Origin of the sequence: Streptomyces sp. NPDC013455, from assembly GCF_040632975.1 — a bacterium.
Taxonomy (GTDB): Bacteria; Actinomycetota; Actinomycetes; order Streptomycetales; family Streptomycetaceae; genus Streptomyces.
In genome coordinates this window covers 1-4,464 of sequence record NZ_JBEYCX010000058.1, presented here as the reverse complement: position 1 = coordinate 4,464, position 4,464 = coordinate 1, and the positions used below count along the sequence as shown (strand labels likewise).

At 73.1% G+C, this 4,464-nt stretch carries 1 protein-coding gene; it reads right to left on the bottom strand.

The window, feature by feature from the left end; translation table 11 throughout:
- Positions 1-4,464 (bottom strand): beta-ketoacyl synthase N-terminal-like domain-containing protein (locus ABZ576_RS34205; RefSeq protein ID WP_360749964.1); only part of this gene is annotated, 4,464 nt, incomplete at both ends.

The following is a 4,464-nucleotide window of genomic DNA, read 5'->3' as shown; positions in this document are numbered from 1 at the left end:
CCGCACCAGCCCCCACACGGCCGCACCGCCCGCGTCCGTGACGTCCGCGTCACCACCGGCCGGCACCGCACCCCGTGTCACCACCACCAGCCGGCTCTCACCGGCCTCCTCCGCCAGCCACGCCCGCACCGCCGCAAGCACCCGGCCCACCAGCGCCACCGGCTCCTCCCCGTCACCGGAACGGGCCTCGACCACCGTCACCGCCGGAACCCCACCACCGGCGGACACCGACGACAGCGCACTCCACTCCACCCGGAACAACCCCTCGGCACCGGACCCACCGGACGCCGCTGCCAACTGCTCGGCGGAGACCGGTCGGAGTGTGACGGCCCGGGCGGTCACGACCGTGCCGCCGGTCTCGTCGGCGGCCTGGACCGCCAGGGCGTCGGAGGCGGACCGGGCCAGGCGCACGCGCAGCACCGTGGCACCCTCCGCGTGCAGCGTCAGCCCGCGCCACTCCAGCGGCTGGCGGATCCCGGCGTCGTCGGCCGCCGTGACGTCCAACAGCGCGGGCTGCAGGGCGGCTTCCAGCAGTGCCGGGTGGATACCGAACCGGGTCGCCACCTCCCGCTGCCCGTCGGGCAGGGCGACTTCGGCGAACAGCTCGTCACCGCGCCGCCACAGCGCCCGCAGCCCTTGGAAGAGCGCGCCGTACTCGTAGCCGTGCCGGAGCATCCGCTCGTCGGCGTCGGAGAGGTCTGCCGCCTGCGCTCCGGGCGGGGGCCAGGCGGTGAAGTCGAAGTCGGGCGTGGGCACGGCCGAGGTGGTCAGGGCACCGGTGGCGTGCCGGGTCCATGCGTCGGAACCGATCTCGCCGACCGTGTCCTCCCGGGCGGAGTGGACGGCCACCGTACGGCGGCCCTCCGCGTCGGGAGCCTCGACGGTGACCTGGACCCGCACCCCGCCCTGCTCGGGTACGACCAGGGGTGTCTCGATGACGAGTTCGTCCACGACTCCGCAGCCGACCTCGTCACCGGCCCGGACGGCCAGCTCCACGAGTCCGGCACCGGGCACGACGACCACTCCGCCCACGACGTGGTCGGCCAGCCAGGGGTGGGTGCGCAGTGACAGCCGGGAGGTGAAGACCAGCCCGTCGGAGTGCGGGAGCTGGACCACGGCGCCGAGCAGCGGGTGGTCCGCCGTGCTCTGCCCGAGGGCGACGGCGTCGGTGGCGGGGGCCGTCTGCAGCCAGTAGTGCCGGTGGTCGAAGGCGTACGTCGGCAGGTCCACGTGCGCCTCGGTGGCACCCTTGGGGAGGACGGCCGCCCAGTCCACCCTGGTCCCGCGCACGAAGAGCCGCGCCACGGCAGACAGCAGGCTCTGAGCCTCGTCCCGGTCGTCACGCAGGGCCGGAACGGCCACCGCATCCGCGTCGGCCGACTCCGCTATCACACCGGTCAGCGCACCGCCGGGGCCGAGCTCCAGGAACACCGAACCGCCCGAGGCGCTGACGCCCTCCGCGAAACGCACCGGGCGGCGGACATGGTCCACCCAGTAGGCCGGATCGGTGAGCTCTCCGGGCTCGGCGAGCCGCCCCGTCACGTTCGAGATCACGGGGATGGCCGGCTCGTTCCAGGTCAGGTCCGACAGGGCCGCGGCGAAGTCCGCCAGCATCGGCTCCATCAACGCCGAGTGGAAGGCATGTGAGACGGTCAGCCGCTTCACCCGGCGGCCCTGCTCACGCAGCTTCTCCGCCACCGCCACGACGGCCGCCTCATCACCCGACAGCACCACCGAACCCGGCGCGTTCACCGCCGCCAGATCCACACCCCCACCCAGGTGTTCGGCGATCTCCGCCTCACTCGCGGCCACCGCCACCATCGCCCCACCCGACGGCAACGCCTGCATCAACCGGCCCCGCGCCGCCACCAACACCGCCGCATCCTCCAGCGACAGCACACCCGCCACATACGCGGCGACCACCTCACCGATCGAATGCCCGGCCACCACATCCGGCCGTATGCCCCAGGACTCCACCAGCCGGAACAGGGCCGACTCCACCGCGAACAGACCGGCCTGCGTGAACACCGTCTGATCCAGCAGACCCTCACCAGCCCCGAAGATCACATCCTTGACCGAATGCTCCACGAAACCCGCCAGCCGGGCGTCCAACGCGGCACACGCCTCGTCCAACGCCTGCGCGAAGACGGGATACCGCTCATACAACTCACGCCCCATACCGACGCGTTGCGATCCCTGACCGGGGAACACGAACACACTCTTGCCGTCGACCACGGAACCCGAGACCACCAGCGGAGACGCCTCGCCCGCGGCCAGCGCACCCAGCCCCGCAACCGCCTCCTCCGCAGTGCCCGCGACCACCACCGCCCGCTCCGACAGCACCGCCCGCCGGGACACCAACGCCCCCGCGACAGCCGCCAGCGGCACCTCCGTCCCATCCACGAACTCCGCCAGCCGACCCGCCTGCCCGGCCAGCGCACCACCCGACCGCGCCGACACCACCAGCGGCACCACACCACCCACCGGCACCACCGGCGACTCGACAGCGGACTCCTCCGGCGCCTGCTCCAAGATCACGTGCGCATTCGTACCGCTCAGTCCGAAGGCGGACACGCCGGCCCTGCGGGGGTGCTCCGTCCGGGGCCAGTCGCGTGGTTCGGTGAGCAGTTCGACCGCTCCGGCGGTCCAGTCCACTTGGGAGGACGGCTCGTCCACGTGCAGTGTGGGCGGCAGGACGCCGTATTGCATGGCTGTCACCATCTTGATGACACCGGCGACTCCGGCAGCGGCCTGGGTGTGGCCGATGTTCGACTTCAACGACCCCAGGTACAGCGGCCTTTCGCGGTCCTGGCCGTAGGTGGCGAGGAGGGCCTGCGCCTCGATCGGGTCGCCGAGGGTGGTGCCGGTGCCGTGGCCCTCGACCGCGTCCACGTCCGCCGGGGTCAGACCGGCGTTCGCGAGGGCCCTGCGGATCACCCGCTGCTGCGAGGGGCCGTTGGGGGCGGTCAGGCCATTGGAGGCACCGTCCTGGTTCACCGCACTGCCGCGCACGACGGCGAGGACGCGGTGGCCCTTGCGCTGCGCCTCCGACAGACGCTCCAGCACGACCACGCCCGCGCCCTCGGCCCAGCCCGTACCGTCCGCCGCCTCCGCGTACGACTTGCACCGGCCGTCCGAAGCGAGACCGCGCTGCCGGGAGAACTGGACGAACGCGCCGGGGCTGGACATGACGGCCGCGCCGCTGGCCAGGGCCAGGGAGCACTCGCCGCCCCGCAGGGCCTGCGCGGCGAGGTGGATGGCGACCAGGGAGGAGGAGCAGGCGGTGTCGACGGTCACGGCCGGGCCCTCGAAGCCGAAGACGTACGAGACGCGGCCCGAGGCCACGCTGCTGCCGGCTCCGGTGGTGACGAATCCCTCCAGTTCGGCGGGGACTTCGCCACCGGAACCGTAGCCCTGGCCCATCAGGCCGGAGAAGACACCGACGTCGGTGCCCTTCAGGCCCAGGGGGTCGATGCCGGCCCGTTCCAGTGCCTCCCACGACGTCTCCAGCAGCAGTCGCTGCTGCGGGTCCATCGCCAGCGCCTCACGCGGCGAGATGCCGAAGAAACCCGCGTCGAAGAGGCCCGCCTCGTGCAGGAAGCCGCCCTGGTCCACGTAGGACGTGCCCGCCTTGTCGGGGTCGGAGTCGAAGAGGCCCTCCAGGTCCCAGCCCCGGTCGTCGGGGAAGCCGGACATCGCGTCGCGGCCCTCGGACACCAACTGCCAGAGCTGATCGGGGCTGTTCACGCCGCCGGGCAGCCGGCAGGCCATGCCCACGATGGCGATCGGCTCGTCGGGGTCGGCGAGCGTGACCGCCGTTGGCGGTGCCGGGGTGCTCGCCACCGTCTCCCCCAGTTCGCCGTGCAGGTGGCGGGTCAGGGCGAGGGGGGTCGGGTGGTCGAAGACGGCGGTCGCGGGCAGCTTGAGGCCGGTCGCGTCGCGGAGCCGGTTGCGCAGTTCCACCGAGGTGAGCGAGTCGAACCCGGAGTCGCGGAAGGCGGTCTCCGGCTTGATGCCCTCGGGACCCGCGTGGCCCAGCACGGTCGCCGCGTGCGTCCGCACCAGGTCCAGCAGCAGCGCCTCCTGCTCCGCGGGCTCCAGCCCGGCCAGTCGCCGTGCGAGTTCACCGGTGCCGTCGGTGGCGGCCGCTGCCCGGGCGACCTGCCGGGTCACCTTGACCAGGCCGCGCAGCAGGGGCGGTACGCCGCGTCCGGCCGTGGCGTCGGTGCGCATCGCGCGCAGGTCCAGCTTGATCGGAACGAGCAGCGGGTCACCGGTGCGCAGGGCCGCGTCGAACAGGTCCAGCCCCTCGGTGTTGCCGATCGTCTGGCTGCGGCTGCGGCTCACCCGCGCCTGGTCGGCAGTGTCGAGGTGGGCGGTCATGCCGGTGGCCTGCTCCCACAGACCCCACGCCAGCGACACACCCGACAGCCCCGACGCCCGCCGCCGCTGCACCACCGCGTC